The sequence below is a fragment of the Pseudoalteromonas sp. GB43 genome (assembly GCF_054923805.1).
In genome coordinates this window covers 2,067,612-2,083,825 of sequence record NZ_JBPCHJ010000001.1, presented here as the reverse complement: position 1 = coordinate 2,083,825, position 16,214 = coordinate 2,067,612, and the positions used below count along the sequence as shown (strand labels likewise).

At 42.9% G+C, this 16,214-nt stretch carries 16 protein-coding genes and 3 pseudogenes; 2 read left to right on the top strand and 17 right to left on the bottom strand.

Features of this window, described 5'->3' with window-relative positions; genetic code table 11:
* Positions 1–12: 12 nt before the first annotated feature.
* Both cysI and ACRWSG_RS09995 read right to left on the bottom strand, forming a co-directional pair.
* The gene (gene cysI / locus ACRWSG_RS10000; RefSeq protein WP_062566681.1) at positions 13–1,710 is read right to left on the bottom strand and encodes an assimilatory sulfite reductase (NADPH) hemoprotein subunit; all 1,698 of its coding nucleotides are present in this window, start codon (positions 1,708–1,710) and stop codon (positions 13–15) included.
* Positions 1,711–1,758: 48 nt separating this feature from the next.
* Entirely contained in the window at positions 1,759–3,573 is a 1,815-nt protein-coding gene (locus ACRWSG_RS09995) for an assimilatory sulfite reductase (NADPH) flavoprotein subunit (protein WP_194442447.1), read from the bottom strand.
* 349 nt (positions 3,574–3,922) lie between these two features.
* On the opposite strand from ACRWSG_RS09995, the pseudogene ACRWSG_RS09990 reads away from it, so the two are divergent.
* A pseudogene (locus tag ACRWSG_RS09990) lies at positions 3,923–5,564 on the top strand (endonuclease).
* A 43-nt stretch (positions 5,565–5,607) separates the two neighbouring features.
* On the opposite strand, the gene ACRWSG_RS09985 reads toward ACRWSG_RS09990, so the two are convergent.
* The 14 genes and pseudogenes from ACRWSG_RS09985 to rpsJ all read right to left on the bottom strand — a co-directional run bounded on the left by ACRWSG_RS09985 (position 5,608) and on the right by rpsJ (position 12,453).
* Positions 5,608–6,198 carry a hypothetical protein gene (locus tag ACRWSG_RS09985; RefSeq protein WP_194442449.1) on the bottom strand — a complete coding sequence of 197 codons (591 nt, stop codon included), beginning with the start codon at positions 6,196–6,198 and terminating at the stop codon, positions 5,608–5,610.
* 72 nt (positions 6,199–6,270) lie between these two features.
* Positions 6,271–6,561, bottom strand: coding sequence for a hypothetical protein (locus tag ACRWSG_RS09980; RefSeq protein WP_054552374.1), 291 nt, complete (start codon positions 6,559–6,561; stop codon positions 6,271–6,273).
* 65 nt (positions 6,562–6,626) lie between these two features.
* A complete protein-coding gene (locus ACRWSG_RS09975) occupies positions 6,627–7,436 on the bottom strand; it encodes a hypothetical protein (RefSeq protein ID WP_194442450.1) in 810 nt (269 codons plus the stop codon).
* A 50-nt stretch (positions 7,437–7,486) separates the two neighbouring features.
* Positions 7,487–7,744 (bottom strand): 30S ribosomal protein S17, encoded by a 258-nt coding sequence (gene rpsQ / locus ACRWSG_RS09970; protein ID WP_054552372.1) that lies wholly within the window; start codon positions 7,742–7,744, stop codon positions 7,487–7,489.
* Positions 7,744–7,935 carry a 50S ribosomal protein L29 gene (rpmC, locus tag ACRWSG_RS09965; protein WP_054552371.1) on the bottom strand — a complete coding sequence of 64 codons (192 nt, stop codon included), beginning with the start codon at positions 7,933–7,935 and terminating at the stop codon, positions 7,744–7,746. The genes rpsQ and rpmC overlap by 1 nt, the downstream gene beginning before the upstream one ends.
* Positions 7,935–8,347, bottom strand: a pseudogene (gene rplP / locus ACRWSG_RS09960) (50S ribosomal protein L16). Before rplP ends, rpmC begins: the two are co-directional and overlap by 1 nt.
* A 12-nt stretch (positions 8,348–8,359) precedes the next feature.
* Entirely contained in the window at positions 8,360–9,061 is a 702-nt protein-coding gene (rpsC, locus tag ACRWSG_RS09955; protein WP_054552370.1) for a 30S ribosomal protein S3, read from the bottom strand.
* Between the two features lie 11 nt (positions 9,062–9,072).
* Positions 9,073–9,405, bottom strand: coding sequence for a 50S ribosomal protein L22 (gene rplV / locus ACRWSG_RS09950; protein ID WP_004588690.1), 333 nt, complete (start codon positions 9,403–9,405; stop codon positions 9,073–9,075).
* A gap of 14 nt (positions 9,406–9,419) precedes the next feature.
* Positions 9,420–9,698: a 30S ribosomal protein S19 gene (rpsS, locus tag ACRWSG_RS09945; protein WP_010376377.1), complete on the bottom strand. Its 279-nt coding sequence runs from the start codon at positions 9,696–9,698 to the stop codon at positions 9,420–9,422.
* A 16-nt stretch (positions 9,699–9,714) separates the two neighbouring features.
* Complete coding sequence (gene rplB, locus ACRWSG_RS09940) at positions 9,715–10,539, bottom strand: 50S ribosomal protein L2 (RefSeq protein WP_462166187.1); 825 nt, start codon at positions 10,537–10,539, stop codon at positions 9,715–9,717.
* A gap of 17 nt (positions 10,540–10,556) precedes the next feature.
* Complete coding sequence (gene rplW / locus ACRWSG_RS09935; protein WP_054552368.1) at positions 10,557–10,859, bottom strand: 50S ribosomal protein L23; 303 nt, start codon at positions 10,857–10,859, stop codon at positions 10,557–10,559.
* Positions 10,856–11,461, bottom strand: a complete 606-nt coding sequence (gene rplD, locus ACRWSG_RS09930) for a 50S ribosomal protein L4 (protein ID WP_062568199.1) — start codon at positions 11,459–11,461, stop codon at positions 10,856–10,858. Before rplD ends, rplW begins: the two co-directional genes overlap by 4 nt.
* A gap of 17 nt (positions 11,462–11,478) precedes the next feature.
* Complete coding sequence (gene rplC / locus ACRWSG_RS09925; RefSeq protein ID WP_036974218.1) at positions 11,479–12,114, bottom strand: 50S ribosomal protein L3; 636 nt, start codon at positions 12,112–12,114, stop codon at positions 11,479–11,481.
* A 27-nt stretch (positions 12,115–12,141) separates the two neighbouring features.
* Positions 12,142–12,453 (bottom strand): 30S ribosomal protein S10, encoded by a 312-nt coding sequence (gene rpsJ, locus ACRWSG_RS09920; RefSeq protein ID WP_002957900.1) that lies wholly within the window; start codon positions 12,451–12,453, stop codon positions 12,142–12,144.
* Positions 12,454–12,884: 431 nt separating this feature from the next.
* Here rpsJ and plsB point away from each other — a divergent pair.
* A pseudogene (gene plsB, locus ACRWSG_RS09915) lies at positions 12,885–15,336 on the top strand (glycerol-3-phosphate 1-O-acyltransferase PlsB).
* On the opposite strand, the gene tesB reads toward plsB, so the two are convergent.
* Positions 15,333–16,190 carry an acyl-CoA thioesterase II gene (gene tesB / locus ACRWSG_RS09910; protein ID WP_462166186.1) on the bottom strand — a complete coding sequence of 286 codons (858 nt, stop codon included), beginning with the start codon at positions 16,188–16,190 and terminating at the stop codon, positions 15,333–15,335. The pseudogene plsB and the gene tesB overlap by 4 nt on opposite strands.
* Between the last annotated feature and the right edge of the window lie 24 nt (positions 16,191–16,214).

The window sequence follows — 16,214 nt, the reverse complement described above, 5'->3', positions numbered from 1 at the left end:
TCGCTTACAAAATTATGCGTGAAAATCGGTTACTGAAACTTTAACTTCAGCAACAATGCCTTTGCGAATTACAAAATCACCAAAACACTCGCCTTCATTACGCTCACTTGCCCATTGGCCAATTAGCTTATCGAATGCGTCTAGGTATACGTCTTCGCCAACATTTTCTAAATACAATTTTGGAATACGCGTGCCTTCACGGTTACCACCTAAGTACACGTTGTATTTACCCGGACCTTTACCAACCAGACCCGCTTCTGCCAACATTGCGCGGCCACAGCCATTCGGACAACCCACGACACGCATAATGATGTTGTCATCGCTAATGCCGTGCTTAGCTAATAGCGCTTCTGTTTTCTCAATTAAGCTTGGTAAATAACGCTCTGCCTCAGCCATCGCTAGCGGACAGGTTGGTAATGCCACACACGCCATTGAGTTTTTACGCTGCTCTGTATGGCTGTCATCAATTAAGCCATGGTTGCGAGCAATCTCTTCGATTACCGCTTTTTGATCAGCCGGAACACCTGCGATGATCAAGTTTTGGTTTGCAGTCATGCGGAAATCACCTTGGTGAATTTCAGCAATTTTACGGCAACCTGTTTTAAGAGGTTGATTTGGGTAATCTAAAATACGGCCACTTTGGATAAACAGCGTTAAGTGGTGCTTACCATCAATACCTTCAACCCAACCGATACGGTCACCACGGTGAGTGAACTCATACGGGCGGCTTTGCTCAAATTGAACACCGGCACGTTTTTCAACTTCAGCTTTAAATACATCAGAACCTACACGGTCTAGTGTGTATTTAGTTTTCGCATTTTTACGATTTGAGCGGTTACCCCAATCACGCTGTACAGACACCACGTGCTCAGCAATTTTTAACGTGTGCTCAAGTGGAATGAAACCAAAGTCATCTGCTTTACGAGGATACGTTGCTGTATCACCGTGAGTCATCGCAAGACCACCACCTACTAACACGTTAAAACCAACTAACTTGCCGTTTTCTGCAATTGCTACAAAGTTTAAGTCGTTCGCATGCACATCCACTTCATTGTTCGGTGGAATTGTCACTGTGGTTTTAAACTTACGTGGTAAGTAAGTTGAACCTAAGATTGGCTCTTCAGTGGTTTCACTCTTTTCGCCATTTAACCAAATTTCAGCATACGCTTTAGTTTTTGGTAATAGGTGCTCAGAGATCTTCGCTGCCCACTCGTACGCTTCTTGGTGCAGCTCAGACTCAACAGGATTCGTTGTACATAACACGTTTCGGTTTACATCGCCCGCCGTTGCAATTGAGTCAATACCCACGCTATTAAGCATTTGGTGCATGCCTTTAATATTTGGCTTAAGCACACCATGGAACTGAAATGTTTGACGTGTGGTTAAACGAATACTGCCATAGCTGGTTTTCTCTTCAGCAAACTTATCAATCGCTAACCATTGCTCTGGCTTGATGATACCGCCAGGCATACGAGCACGTAACATAACATTATGTAACGGCTCTAGTTTTTGTTTGGCGCGCTCAGGGCGAATATCACGGTCATCTTGCTGGTACATGCCGTGGAAACGGATCAGTTGGAAGTTATCAGCAGTGAAACCACCGGTGATCTCGTCTTTTAAATCTTGCTCAATGGTGCCACGTAAAAAGTTACTTTCTCTTTTCAAACGCTCGTTATCAGAAAGCTTTACGTTTTTGTCTTGTTCGCTCATGGTATTTCCTAAATTTGTTACAGTGACGGCTGTTAGCTTTAAACGTGATTAGTACACGTCTTTCTGATAGCGGTTTGCGCTACGTAAATCTTTTAAATATTGCTCAGCTTGTTCATCATCTTTGCCGCTATTTTCTTTGATAATGTCTACAAGCGCCTGATGAACATCTTTCGCCATACGGTTTGCATCACCACAGATATAGAAATGAGCACCCGCTTCTAACCAAGCAAATACTTCTTGGCTGTTTTTGCGAAGTTTGTCTTGAACATATACTTTTTCCGCTTGGTCACGGCTAAACGCCACATCCACTTTTGTCAGTAAACCTGACTTCAAGTAACCTTGAATTTCTACTTGATATAAAAAGTCTTGGGTAAAGTGTGGGTTACCAAAGAATAACCAGTTTTTACCGCTTGCTTCACGGGCATCACGCTCTTGTAAAAACGCACGGAAAGGTGCAATACCTGTACCCGGACCTACCATGATAATTGGCGTTTCATCATTAGCCGGTAAACGGAAATTATCGTTATGCTCGCTAAATACTTTTACTTTGCAGCCTTCTTCAGCACGACGTGCTAAATAGCCAGAACAACCACCTAAGTGCTCGCTACCGAATGCATCAAACTCAACCAAGCCCACCGTTAAATGAACTTCTTCTTCAACTTCTGCTTGGCTAGATGCAATCGAATATAAACGTGCTTGTAGTTTACGTAAGCAGTCTACTAATGTTTGCGCTTCTAGTTGAGCTGGGTTTTGAAGAATAATATCGAAGATTTGGCGAGGCTCAATGTACTCACGCATTGCCGCTCTATCTTCAACTAGCTTTAATAAATCAGGGTTGCCCGTTGCTGTTGCATATTTTTCAACAAAGCCAGGGTAAGACTGAGTTAATTCTAATTTTTCGATTAATGCATCACGAATACTTAGTTCTTCGTCGCCGAGTTTAACCGTACTAGATGAATCGATTTGTGTAAGCGCAAGGACTTCATCAACAAGCGCTTCGTCATTTAAGAAGTAAACGCCTAGCGAGTCACCCGGTGTATAGGTAATGTCTGAACCTTCTAATGAAATTTCAACATGACGCACATCTTTGGTTGAATCACGACCGGTAATTTTTTGCACAACGCTAAGCTCTGCAGCAAATGGGTTTTGCTTGGTGTATTGGCTTGCTGCTGGTGCCGCGGCACCAAATGGCATCGCCACAACTTGACCACCACTTGCTTGCTGCTGCGCTTTAAGATCAGGTTCAAACGCATCAAGTGCACCGTCAATCCACTTAGCAGCTTCATCATCGTAATCAACATCTAAGTCAGCACGCTGGAAAATAGTTTCTGCGCCAAGCTTGTTAAAACGCTCTTCAAAATCTTTTGCTGTTTGGCAGAAGAACTCGTAGCTTGAATCACCTAAGCCGATCACAGCCACTTTAACACCATCTAGTTTTGGTGCTTTTTTAGTCGTTAAGAATTCATGCAGACTTTCAGCGTCTTCTGGTGGTTCACCCTCACCGTAAGTTGAAACAACAACCGTGATGAACTTTTCTTTTTTCAGGGCAGTTGGTTTGTAGTCAGCCATGTTTACTAACTTAACCGTTAGACCGCGCGACTCTGCTTGCTCTTTTAACTTACTTGCCACGCCTTTTGCGTTACCCGTTTGAGAGCCGTATAAAATAGTTAGCGGGGCCGCATCACCTGCATCTGGAGCGGCTGCAACACCACCGGTTAATGCACCTGCGTTGGCATTTGCAGCTAAGTAACCACTTACCCACGCTTGCTGAATTGGATTAAGTTCAGCCACTAAGCCTTGCAGCTTTTGTACTTGCTCTTGCGATAGCGGGCTCGCCGCTGCATTTAGTTGACTTAACAACATGAATTTATTCCTCGTAACCCTGAAAAGTTAACTGCGAAACGAACTTGCTACCGTCATTTCGCGAACAATTTTTTCGACTTTAAAGACCTAATAAAAACGCTTTAAAGGTTTATCTGAGCGTGAAGAATAACGAGGTCTGAGGCGATTAAAAAAGAATAGAATCTGCTTTGATATTCCATTTAGTTATTAATTTAGTATTTATCCAAAAAAAACATGTTAAAAGCAAAAATTCCCAAATAAGAAACTTTTATTAATTAACATTATTGCAACATAAGACAATTAGCCTATACTCGCTGTGTTCATTTTAAGAACAGCAATAACTATTAAAAAATATGAAAAGGAAAATACAATGTCACACGGGACATGTAAAAAATATATGCTAGCCAGTGGCTTACTGTGCCTAGCGAGTTCAGCATTGGCAAATGTTAATAACGCCAGCTTCGAAAGCTGGTCAGCAAACACCCCTGCAAGCTGGAGCACCATAGATAGCGGTATTAGCCTTAGCGCTAATAGTAATGTGGTTTACTCAGGTAATTACTCAGCGCAAGTCGTGGTTAATACTGGCACGCAAAGTAATACCGATTTACAGCAGCTAGTTGATGTAGTGGCGGGTGAAACTTATGAGTTTTCAGCTTGGGTTTACCATACAGAAGGCGGCGTAAGAGCTCGCTTAGTGGTTGATGGCTATCAAGGCTATTCTAATTCAGCATTAACTAATCAATGGCAACAAATCAGTTATCAGTACACAGCCTCTGCTACCACATCAATTAATGTTGGCCTGCGCTTTTACGACGTAACTGGTTTTGATGGCAGCGAAGTAGTTTATGTAGATAACTTTGCACCAAGCACTGGCGCAACCCCACCACCTTCGGGCAGCTGCGCCTATAACCAAGTGTCTTTAACCCTCACTACCGATAACTATGGAGAAGAAACCAGCTGGCAAATCACCAATAGCCAAGGTAGTGCAGTAGCATCAGGCGGCAGCTATGCAGCAAATACTCAGTACAGTGAGCAAGCATGTTTAACGGATGGTGACTATAGCTTTACTATTTTTGATAGTTATGGTGATGGCATATGCTGCTCATTCGGCAATGGCAGTTACAGCCTTTCATTAGGTCAAACAGTACTTGCCAGTGGTGCAAGCTTCCAAAGCTCAGAAGCAACGCCGTTTAGCCTAGGCGATAGCTCAGGCGGCGGTGACGGTGGTGGTACAACCCCAACAGAGCCATCGGGATACTATGTTACAACGCAAGGCCTTAGTGGTTATGCACTAAAAACAGAGTTATACAACATCATTAAAGATCACAACTCACAAGGCTATTCTGCGATTTGGAGCTTTTACGATGTTGCTTCACGCGATAAGTATTTTGAAAACGACAACTCTATTTTAGATCGTTATTCAGAAAACCCTGCAACGCCAAGACAGCTACAACTATGTTGCTGTGAGCGACCAATGTGGGACATACAACAGCGAAGCAGACTGCTACAACCGTGAGCATTCTTTCCCGAAAAGTTGGTTTGGTGGAACAATTGAGCCAATGAATTCAGACGTACATCATATTTTTGCCACTGACGGTTATGTCAATTCAAAACGCAGTAACTACCCATTTGGTGAAGTAGCTAGTGCAAACTATACCTCTAGTAACGGCAGCAAAGTAGGTAGTGCAGCCAGCTCATTAAATTACTCAGGAACGGTTTTTGAACCAATTGATGAATTTAAAGGTGACTTTGCAAGAGCGTACTTCTATATGGCAACACGCTATGAAAACGTGATTGGCTCATGGCAAAACAACACAACCTACAGTAACGCTGTACTGAATGGTTCATCTAATCAGGTCTTTGAGAGCTGGGTCGTTACTATGTTATTAAAGTGGCATAACGAGGATCCCGTTAGCCAATTAGAGCTTGACCGTAACCAAGCCGCTTATGAACATCAAGGTAACCGCAACCCATTTGTGGATCACCCAGAATTTGTAGAAATGATTTGGTAACTTCGTTAAGCCAAGGCGCTTAGTTTCGGCTAAGTGCCTTTTTTCAGTCAAGCATAATGACTTTGTTTTCGTGAATTAACTCTGATACATAGCGTTTTTCTAAATGCCACGGATGACGCTTCCAGCCCTGAAAACCAAAACCTGCTATATGCACTTTTGAAAACAATTTAAGGTAGTGAACAATCGCTAAAGTTCCTGAACTTGGGCAATATGGCTTATGTATTGTTGGCCCTAACGTTAATAGATACTCAAGGACTGATTGGCGAAATTGCTGGGTTAACCTTTCTTGCTGTAATCCTTTGCCATATCGATTAAACAAAGCGTCACCATGGTCAAGCCGGCTTTGACGGCGGATCAGTTTGAATATGTGCTGCATAAGTAAATTTGGCGCAGGATCAGTGACGACAACTTTACTTATCCCTTCAAGCGGCATCACAAGCGGATCAGTAAGTAAGCTTTGCGCCTGCCTTCCTCGGCCCAGTAGCCATAGATCAGTGCATCGCTTACCTAGGTGCGTAGGCATTGCTGCACAGCGGTTAAAACGAACGACACGAGGGCAACAATCAATCAGCTTAGCAAGCTCGGTATTTATTGGGCCATTACCTATAATAATTATCTCTGGCTGCTCATTCATGATGCAGAAACTCCGTTTCAATCCTTAAAACAGTATTATTTCACCCAACCTTTGTGACCTAATAATGACAGCTCATAATAATTCTAACGAATGTGAAAAGCGCTTATGCGCAACAAGTAAATTATTACCGACTTGAGATTGGGCACTATAGCCAAGAAGCTGTAACACCTGCTTTAACAGTGCTTGATGCTGCTGTTGTTTTGAATGGTTTACTACTTCTAATACCTCCAGCATGGCCAGTGCATAGCTAGAGCCTGATTGGAGTGATTGCCAAATACGCGTTTGTATTTCAATAACTTGATAAATTGAAGTTTTATAAGTATTAATCTGCAAGCTTAATAGATAGTTTTCTAATGGATTCATTGTAGCGCCCTTTTAAAAACGCCATTTTAAAAGCTCAAGTTAAGTTGAGGTAAAGTGTTTTTTTATTAGTTTTTACTCCACTTATTCATTATTTCTTTAAATAATTTAGCATCCTTGTCTTCACAAGGTCTGGGCGAACCGCTTGGCACTCCAGATTTACCAAACACTGAATTAAAATCGATGCCATAACACATACCATTTAGCACCTCGATGCGCTTGCTGCCATCACCACTCTGCCAAACGACTTTTGCCTTATCTGATACTGTTAATTGCACAGGTACAGATATCCTGCCTACAGAAGAATTACTATTTGCGGCGTTCACCTGACCAAATAGCGATGCATTAGAAGAGTCATTTTCAAACTTAAGTTCTGGAATTGGCGCATACGGGTTGAGCTTTTTAAAGGGTACTTCGGTTATTTTTGAGTGTTCAGGTGCCTGATCAGGCTTTGCGACCTCAGTTGTCACTTCTTGGGATTCACTAACTGAGTATTCAACAACCTTAGCATCTCTTTTCTGCTTAGGACTGCTATGAGGGGTTTCCTCTCTTAGCGGCAAAGCCTTCGCTTCATCAACTATTTCTGGCGGCTGATCCGATAAAGGTTTGTCTTGAGTCTTCTGCAAACTAGGTAGCTTTGTTAAATCGACACTCACATACGCGTTGATTACCTTGGGCGGTTCAGCGACTGCGGGAAGTTTCACAGACTTTCCATATCGAGCAAATAACAATAAAAGCATAGCATGTAGCGTAATCGAGATGATCCATGCTTTGTAATTCCCTTTTAACACCCAAGCGCCTCGCTTTTTATTTTTAAGAGTGTCAGATGAGTGAAATAGTTCATCAGAAAATGGCGGTAAGCGGTATTTTAAAAACAAAAAGCCCCAGCAGATGCCGGGGCTTTTTAGTAAGGAAACTTAATTAAAAATTAAGCTTTCTTTGGACGCTCAACAACGTCTACTAAAGTCCAAGACTTAGTCTTAGAAATAGGAGCGCACTCAGAAATAGTAACTACGTCACCAGTTTGAGCTGTGTTGTTTTCGTCATGTACGTGTAGTTTAGTCGTACGTTTGATGAATTTTCCATATACTGGATGCTTCACGTAACGTGCGATAGCAACAGTGAAAGATTTATCCATCTTGTCGCTGATTACACGGCCTTGAAGAGTACGGATTTTATCGCTCATTATTGACCTGCCTTCTGGTTAATAACTGTTTTTACACGCGCGATATCGCGACGTACTGTTCTTAGCGTGTGTGTCTGAGCTAACTGACCAGTGCTTGCTTGCATGCGCAGGTTGAACTGCTCACGAAGAAGTCCTAGAAGTTCAGCATTTAGCTCTTCTACGCTTTTGTCTTTTAGTTCGCTAGCTTTCATTACATCACCGTCCGAGTTACGAAAGTTGTTGTGAATGGTAATTTACGCGCTGCAAGGTTAAATGCTTCACGAGCAAGCTCTTCAGAAACACCTTCCATTTCGTAAAGTACTTTACCAGGTTGAATTTCAGCAACCCAATATTCAACAGAACCTTTACCTTTACCCATACGAACTTCTAATGGTTTGTTCGTAATTGGCTTATCTGGGAATACACGAATCCAGATTTTACCTTGACGCTTTACGTGACGTGTCATAGCACGACGAGCTGCTTCGATTTGACGAGCAGTCATACGGCCACGGCCAGTAGCTTTCAAACCGAAAGTACCGAAGCTTACTTTGTTACCGTTTTGCGCTAAACCGCGGTTGCGACCTTGTGCATTTTACGGAATTTTGTACGTTTTGGCTGTAACATTACTCGCTACCTCTACTTAGCACTTTTTTTGGCTTTCTTTGGCGCGCGTTTAGCTGGCTTCTCTTGCTCTTGTACTAGTGGTAAACCACCAATAACTTCGCCTTTGAAGATCCAAACTTTAACACCAATGATACCATAAGTGGTTAAGGCTTCAGAAGTTGCGTAGTCGATATCAGCACGAAGAGTATGTAGAGGTACACGACCTTCACGATACCATTCTGAACGTGCGATCTCAGCACCGCCAAGACGACCGCTAACTTCAACTTTGATACCCTTTGCACCAATGCGCATTGCATTTTGTACCGAACGCTTCATAGCGCGACGGAACATAACACGACGCTCTAGCTGTGACGCAATACCGTCAGCTACTAGTTGTGCATCAAGTTCAGGCTTACGAACTTCAGCGATATTAATCTGAGCCGGAACACCTGCAATCTTAGTTACTGCTTGACGTAGTTTTTCAACGTCTTCGCCTTTTTTACCGATAACAACACCAGGACGAGCTGTGTGAATTGTTACACGGATAGATTTAGCTGGACGCTCGATAACGATTTTAGACACAGAAGCCGCTTTTAATTCCTTAGTAAGGAAAGTACGTACTTTGTGATCGCCAAAAAGCTGATCAGAGAAATCTTTTGAATTCGCGTACCAGGTAGAAACCCAAGGTTTAGAGATACCTAGGCGAATACCAGTAGGATGAACTTTTTGTCCCATTACTTATACTCCTAGCTATCTGAAACCACAACAGTGATGTGGCTTGTACGCTTAAGGATGCGGTCTGCGCGTCCTTTAGCACGTGGCATAATACGCTTCATTGTTGGACCATCGTCCACAAAGATCGTAGTTACACGAAGCTCATCAATGTCAGCACCTTCGTTATGCTCTGCGTTAGCAATAGCAGACTCAAGTACTTTTTTAACTAATACAGCCGCTTTTTTAGGGCTGTACGCCAGGATTTCTAGAGCGCGATCAACCGGAAGTCCGCGGATCTGATCTGCAACTAGACGTGCTTTTTGCGCCGAACCAGAGGCGAATTTATGTTTAGCTAATGCTTGCATTTATCATTCCCCTCTTAACGTTTCTTCGCTTTCTTATCCGCAGCGTGACCGCGGTAAGTACGAGTTGGTGCAAATTCACCTAGTTTGTGACCGATCATTTCGTCTGTGATGAACACAGGAACGTGCTGACGACCATTATGGACAGCGATGGTCAATCCGATCATGTTAGGTATGATCATTGAACGACGGCTCCAAGTTTTAATTGGCTTCTTGTCACCGCTTTCCAACGCTTTCTCTACCTTCTTCAGCAAGTGTAGGTCAATAAAAGGACCTTTCTTGAGAGAACGTGGCATGGCTATTCCTCAACTATTATTTAGTACGACGACGTACGATAAATTTATCAGTACGCTTGTTCTTACGTGTCTTAGCACCTTTAGTCGGTTTACCCCATGGAGACACAGGATGACGACCACCAGATGTACGACCTTCACCACCACCGTGCGGGTGATCTACCGGGTTCATGGCAACACCACGAACTGTCGGACGGATACCACGCCAGCGATTTGCACCAGCTTTACCTAGTGAACGAAGCATATGCTCAGCATTACCTACTTCACCAAGTGTTGCGCGACAGTCAGCTGGAACTTTACGAACTTCGCCAGAACGAAGACGTAGAGTTACGTATTGACCTTCACGAGCAAGGATTTGAACGTATGCACCAGCAGAACGTGCGATTTGCGCGCCTTTACCTGGTTTTAATTCTACGTTGTGAACAGTCGAACCTACAGGCATGTTTCGCATTGGTAACGTGTTACCAGCTTTGATTGGTGCATCAATACCAGATTGGATTGAATCACCAGCTTTTAAGCCTTTAGGTGCAATAATGTAACGACGCTCACCGTCTGCATATAATACAAGAGCGATGTTTGCGCTACGGTTTGGATCATACTCTAGACGCTGAACAACAGCTGGAATGCCATCTTTAGTGCGTTTAAAGTCGATTACACGGTAATGATGCTTATGACCACCACCGATGTGACGAACCGTGATACGACCTTTGTTATTACGACCACCAGACTTAGAGTTTTTCTCTAGTAGTGGTGCGTAAGGTTTACCCTTATGTAGATCTGGGTTAACCACTTTAACCAGGTGACGACGACCCGCAGAAGTTGGTTTACACTTTTGAAGTGCCATAATTCTAACTCCCCTTATTACTCGGCGCCGCCGACAAAGTCTAGCTCGCTACCTTCTTTAAGAGTAACGTAAGCTTTCTTCCAGTCTGAACGACGACCGAAACGCATGCCAGTACGTTTTGTTTTACCCTTAACGTTTAGTGTGCGAACACCAGTTACTTCTACTTCAAAAAGCTTTTCTGCTGCAGCTTTGATTTCAGCTTTAGTTGCATCAGAAGCTACTTTGAAAACAATCGTGTTGTTCTCTTCAGCAGCGATAGTGCTTTTCTCAGAGATGTGTGGAGCAAGGATCACTTTTAAAAGACGTTCTTCACGGATCATGCTAGCGCCTCCTCAAGTTGCTTAACAGCAGCAGCTGTAATAAGTACCTTATCGAAAGCGATTAGGCTTACAGGATCGATACCAGCTACATCACGCGTGTCAACCTTGTATAGGTTACGTGCCGATAAGAAAAGATTCTCATCTACTTCTTCAGTCACGATTAGAACATCTTTAAGCTCAAGTTCTTTAAGCTTAGCAACTAGTTCTTTAGTTTTTGGTGCTTCAAGACCAAACTGTTCAACAACGATTAAACGCTCTTGACGAACTAATTCAGATAAGATGCTTTTGATCGCACCGCGGTACATTTTACGGTTTACTTTTTGGCTGTGATCTTGTGGTTTAGCTGCGAAGCTAACGCCACCTGAACGCCAAATTGGGCTACGAATTGTACCAGCACGTGCACGGCCAGTACCTTTTTGAGACCATGGTTTTTTACCACCACCGCTAACTTCAGAACGTGTCTTCTGAGCACGAGTACCTTGACGAGCACCTGCTGCGTAAGCAACAACTACTTGGTGTACTAATGCTTCGTTAAACTCACGTCCAAAAGTAGCTTCAGAAACTTCAAGAGCGCCAGAAGCGTCTTTAATTGCTAATTCCATCACTAAATCTCCAGGACTTATGCTTTAACAGCTGGTTTAACGATAACGTCACCGCCGATAGCGCCAGGTACTGCACCTTTAACTAAAAGCAAGTTACGCTCAGCGTCAACGCGAACTAGTTCTAAGTTTTGAGTCGTTACACGCTCAGCACCCATGTGACCGGCCATTTTCTTACCTTTAAACACCTTACCAGGTGATTGGTTTTGACCGATTGAACCAGGAGCACGGTGAGATAGAGAGTTACCGTGAGTAGCGTCTTGCATGCTGAAGTTCCAGCGCTTAACACCACCTTGGAAACCTTTACCTTTAGAAGTACCGGTTACGTCAACTTTGTTGATTTCGTTGAATAATTCAACAGTAAGCTCAGCGCCTACTTCAAAATCGCCTTCACCACCATTTAGGCGGAATTCCCACAGACCGCGACCCGCTTCAACACCAGCTTTAGCGAAGTGACCCGCTGCTGCTTTGTTTACACGGCTTGCTTTTTTAGTGCCTGCGGTTACTTGAAGCGCGTTATAACCGTCAGTTGCTTCAGATTTGATCTGAGCAATGCGGTTAGGTGTCGCTTCGATAACTGTCACAGGGATAGATACACCATCTTCAGTGAAGATACGTGTCATACCCACTTTACGACCGACTAGACCTAATGCCATTTTCCTAAAACCTCTCTAATCTTCCGATTAACCCAGGCTGATTTGAACATCAACACCAGCAGCAAGATCTAAACGCATAAGAGCGTCAACAGTCTTGTCAGTTGGTTCTACGATGTCGATCAGACGTTTATGGGTGCGGATTTCGTACTGATCACGCGCGTCTTTGTTAACGTGCGGTGAAGTTAGTACAGTAAAACGTTCAAAGCGTGTAGGTAGTGGGATTGGACCACGTACTTGTGCGCCAGTGCGTTTCGCAGTTTCCACGATTTCCGCCGTTGATTGGTCAATCAAACGGTGGTCAAAAGCTTTTAGGCGAATACGAATGCGTTGATTTGACATTCTTAAACCTCAATATAAAGAGCATTTAAAAAGAGCATAAAAAAACGACCGAAACAATCTTAATAACTAAGATGTCGGCTGCTTTCTTATATCTACGTTGAATTCCAAATCGGAATTCCTGTTTATTAGCTTGAAATCCAAGCTTAATCTTTCCTTCCAAGTTCCCGAGGGAATTTTGAAAGCCTGCGTATTATAGATAGATTGGTGATAAATGCAACAACTATTTTGAAAATCTCAAAGGTCTAAATTAAATTTTGTTTAATTTTCGAACTTTATCAATAACATTAGCGTCTTTAAATTATACTTGTGCGAGTAAAGAGGCTAGAAAATCGCTTTTAAATGGTCAGTCCAGTTAATAATTGTTATTCTATGCCGCTTATTTTTGACCAGACTCGGTCAATTTAATATCTACTAATAACTTTGGTGAGTTGATGCGTATCATTAATCGTTGTTTAAATTTCATTTCTGCCGGTATGAACCGCTTGTTTGTAAAAAGTAAGGTGCTGCCAGAAAATCCGATTGAACAATACAATCTAAACCCAGCCAACCCTACTTTTTATATTGTTAGGCTAAATGCACGCTCTGATTTAGCAGCACTGGCAAGGGTATGTAAAAAATACGGCTTACCTAACCCGACCGAAGAGCAGTTATTAGGTAATGCAGAACTTGATCGCTTTATCGGTATTCAAAACCCACCACCGCTATTTGGTAACAAAAGCAAACCAAGCAATGCCCTGCAGCAAGGCAAACAAATTATTGACCACCTGATGCAATCAGGTGAGAAAAACGTCCAAGTGATCCCAGTGACGATTTTATGGGGTCGTAATCCGGGTAAAGAAAAGCCAGGTTTAGGTACTTTGGTGTCTCATTCATTAACACCCAGCTGGTTTCGTAAGTTCTTTGTGTTGCTATTTTCTGGGCGCGATAACTTTATTCGCTTTAGTCAGCCACTCGATTTATCTTTATTGGTCAATGAAAAAGCTGAGGTTGATGAACTACCACATAAGCTTTTACGTGTAGCCCGCGTGCACTTTCGTCGCCAAAAATTGGCAGCGACAGGCCCGAAAATGCCATCACGTGAGCAGTTATTTAATTCGCTACTTGCCTCACCAACAATAAAAAAAGCAATTCAAATAGAAGCGAAAGAAAAAAACATCAGTCAAGAGCAAGCGCGTCAAAATGCGCTGAAGCTACTTGATGAGATTGCCGCCAATTATAGCGATGCCACCATTCGTGTTGCAGACCGTATTTTAACGTGGCTGTGGAATAAGCTTTATAACGGGATTGATATTAAGTTTTCTGAACAGGTGCATGAGCTCACTGATAAAGGCCACGAGATTATTTATATGCCATGCCACCGCTCGCATATGGATTACTTATTGCTGACCTATTCTATTTACCATTTAGGCTTAGTTCCGCCGCATATCGCTGCCGGTATCAACTTAAACTTCTTCCCAGCAGGGGGGATTTTCCGTCGCAGTGGTGCTTTCTTTATTCGCCGCTCATTCGCGGGCAATAAACTGTATTCGTCAGTATTTAAAGAGTACCTGAGCCAGTTATTCATCAAAGGCTATTCAGTAAAGTTTTACACTGAAGGTGGTCGTAGCCGTACTGGTCGCTTGTTACCGCCAAAAACAGGTATGCTCGCTATGACATTACAAGCCATGTTACGCGGCATTGATCGCCCTATTTCGATTGTGCCTGTATACATTGGTTATGAGCACGTAATGGAAATTAATACTTACTTAAAAGAGCTTGCCGGTAACGATAAAAAAGGTGAGTCGGTATTAGGTATCTTTAAGGCAATTAAAAACCTTAAAAACTACGGACGTGGTTATTTAAACTTTGGCGACCCTATATCGATAAACCAATACCTCAATGATCAACAACCTGATTGGCGAGAGTCGATTCACCCAACTGATGTTCAGAAACCACAATGGCTTGGACCACAAGTCGCTAACCTCGCTGATAAGGTAATGGTTAATATTAATAGCGCCGCTGCACTTAATGCAGTGAATCTACTTGCGATGATTTTACTGGTAAATGATAAGCACGCGTTAAGTAAACCTAAGCTGATTGCTCAGCTTGAGTTTTATTTACATTTACAGCGTAGCGCAAGCTACAGCGAAAAGGTGACCACACCAGACGAAAGCGCCGAGCAGCTATTAGAGCATGCACTTAAACTTAATAAGTTTGATGTGATCAGTGACGAGTTTGGCGAAATTATCGCAATTAACGATAAAGAAAAAACACTGTTCAACTACTACCGTAATAACGTGTTGCACTTATTTGCAGTACCGAGCTTATTGGCGCTGCATTTATTCAAAGCACATCAAACTACCATGGCTGATTGCCAAGCCTTAATTGCACGTTTTTACCCACTGTTTGCCAAAGAGTGGTTCTTACACGAGCTAGATGAAAACTACATTACTCGCGTACTTGCAAGCTTCGTTGATCAAGACCTGATTGAAATTGATGGCGATAATATCAAGAATCACTAACAGCAACGACTGCTTAGCGAAACTCGAAATGCTCGGTCGTGCCCTAAGTTTAACACTACAACGCTACGCTATCGTGGTTGGCTTTATTCAAACTAGCAGTGGTATTGAGCGTGAAGAACTTGAACACGAAAGCCAAGTGTTAGCTGAGCGCTTAGGTACCTTGCACGGCATTAAAACCCCTGAGTTCTTCGACAAAAAAGTACTTATTGGTTTTATTTCAAGCTTGCGAGAGCAAAAGCTAATTACCGAAACAGAGCAAGGCTTAACGGGTAGCAATGAACTGTGTGAGGTGTATTTATACCTTAAAGCATTGCTGCCAGCACGGGTCTGGCAGTCAATTGACGATATAGTGCAAAGCCAAGCTCAGCACACAAAAGATTAACGCTGACGCATGACCCCTTCTTGGATCGTTGAGGCAACTAAATTGCCTTGACGGTCAAAGAACTGACCTCGCACCAAACCACGACCAGAGCTCGCACTTGGGCTATCAATCGAATATAAAATCCAATCGTCTAGTCTAAACGGGCGGTGAAACCACATCGCATGGTCAATCGTCGCAACCTGCATATTCGGCTGCATAAACGATACGCCGTGCGGCTGTAATGCAGTTGGTAAAAATTCAAAGTCAGATGCGTACGCAAGTAAGTAATTATGAATGCGCTGATCGTCAGGCATCTCACCATTAGCTTTAAACCAAATATGCTTAACTGGCTCCATCACTTGTGGTTTGAATGGGTTATGAAAGGTCACAGGACGCATTTCAATTGGCACTTCACGGATGAACTTATTTCGAATTGGTTCAGGAATAAGCTCTGCATTTGCTTGGTAAAATTCAAGCGATGACTTTAATTCTTCAGGCTGTGGTACATCAGGCATCTGCGCTTGATGTGATAAGCCCTCTTCTTCACCTTGGAAAGAAGCGGTCATGTAAAAAATCGGCTTACCATATTGAATTGCTTTTACACGGCGAGTACTAAAACTTTTACCATCACGGATATTTTCTACATCATAGACAATCGGCTTTGCAGCATCACCAGGGCGCAAAAAGTAAGAGTGTAAAGAGTGAACAATACGCCCTTGTGGTAATGTTTCTTTTGCGGCAGATAGAGCTTGGTCCATTACTTGGCCACCGAATACAGCTCTAAATCCTAAATCTTGGCTTTGCCCGCGATACAAGCCTTGCTCAATCTCTTCTAACGACATTAATGACAGTAGGTCATCTAATACTTGGCTCATTTATTTATCCTCAATCCCGACAAG

What these genes read in the sequence shown, in the direction of transcription:
- cysI (WP_062566681.1), bottom strand. Translation starts at nt 1,710, where the DNA reads ATGAGCGAACAAGACAAAAACGTAAAGCTTTCTGATAACGAGCGTTTG.
- ACRWSG_RS09995 (WP_194442447.1), bottom strand. Translation starts at nt 3,573, where the DNA reads ATGTTGTTAAGTCAACTAAATGCAGCGGCGAGCCCGCTATCGCAAGAG.
- ACRWSG_RS09985 (WP_194442449.1), bottom strand. Translation starts at nt 6,198, where the DNA reads ATGAATGAGCAGCCAGAGATAATTATTATAGGTAATGGCCCAATAAAT.
- ACRWSG_RS09980 (WP_054552374.1), bottom strand. Translation starts at nt 6,561, where the DNA reads ATGAATCCATTAGAAAACTATCTATTAAGCTTGCAGATTAATACTTAT.
- rpsQ (WP_054552372.1), bottom strand. Translation starts at nt 7,744, where the DNA reads ATGAGCGATAAAATCCGTACTCTTCAAGGCCGTGTAATCAGCGACAAG.
- rpmC (WP_054552371.1), bottom strand. Translation starts at nt 7,935, where the DNA reads ATGAAAGCTAGCGAACTAAAAGACAAAAGCGTAGAAGAGCTAAATGCT.
- rpsC (WP_054552370.1), bottom strand. Translation starts at nt 9,061, where the DNA reads ATGGGACAAAAAGTTCATCCTACTGGTATTCGCCTAGGTATCTCTAAA.
- rplV (WP_004588690.1), bottom strand. Translation starts at nt 9,405, where the DNA reads ATGCAAGCATTAGCTAAACATAAATTCGCCTCTGGTTCGGCGCAAAAA.
- rpsS (WP_010376377.1), bottom strand. Translation starts at nt 9,698, where the DNA reads ATGCCACGTTCTCTCAAGAAAGGTCCTTTTATTGACCTACACTTGCTG.
- rplB (WP_462166187.1), bottom strand. Translation starts at nt 10,539, where the DNA reads ATGGCACTTCAAAAGTGTAAACCAACTTCTGCGGGTCGTCGTCACCTG.
- rplW (WP_054552368.1), bottom strand. Translation starts at nt 10,859, where the DNA reads ATGATCCGTGAAGAACGTCTTTTAAAAGTGATCCTTGCTCCACACATC.
- rplD (WP_062568199.1), bottom strand. Translation starts at nt 11,461, where the DNA reads ATGGAATTAGCAATTAAAGACGCTTCTGGCGCTCTTGAAGTTTCTGAA.
- rplC (WP_036974218.1), bottom strand. Translation starts at nt 12,114, where the DNA reads ATGGCATTAGGTCTAGTCGGTCGTAAAGTGGGTATGACACGTATCTTC.
- rpsJ (WP_002957900.1), bottom strand. Translation starts at nt 12,453, where the DNA reads ATGTCAAATCAACGCATTCGTATTCGCCTAAAAGCTTTTGACCACCGT.
- tesB (WP_462166186.1), bottom strand. Translation starts at nt 16,190, where the DNA reads ATGAGCCAAGTATTAGATGACCTACTGTCATTAATGTCGTTAGAAGAG.